At 66.4% G+C, this 289-nt stretch carries 1 protein-coding gene; it reads left to right on the top strand.

Going from position 1 to position 289, the window contains the following annotated elements:
- Positions 1 to 289 (top strand): SDR family NAD(P)-dependent oxidoreductase (locus tag DBV35_RS29865; protein WP_117434510.1); only part of this gene is annotated, 289 nt, incomplete at both ends.

The following is a 289-nucleotide window of genomic DNA, read 5'->3' as shown; positions in this document are numbered from 1 at the left end:
ATCAACAACGCCGGTATCACCAAGGACAACCTGCTGTTCAAGATGACCGTCGACGACTGGGACGCGGTCATGGGCGTGCACCTGCGCGGTGCGTTCCTGATGACCCGCGCGGTGCAGAAGCACATGGTCGACGCGGCCTGGGGCCGGGTCGTGAACCTCTCCTCGACCTCGGCGCTGGGCAACCGCGGCCAGGCGAACTACTCCGCGGCGAAGGCCGGCATGCAGGGCTTCACCAAGACCCTCGCGATCGAGCTCGGCAAGTTCGGCGTCACCGCGAACTGCATCGCCC

The organism is Acuticoccus kandeliae, from assembly GCF_003073115.1.
Note: the sequence above shows the minus strand (reverse complement) of the source record. Positions and strands in the feature narration are given on the sequence as shown.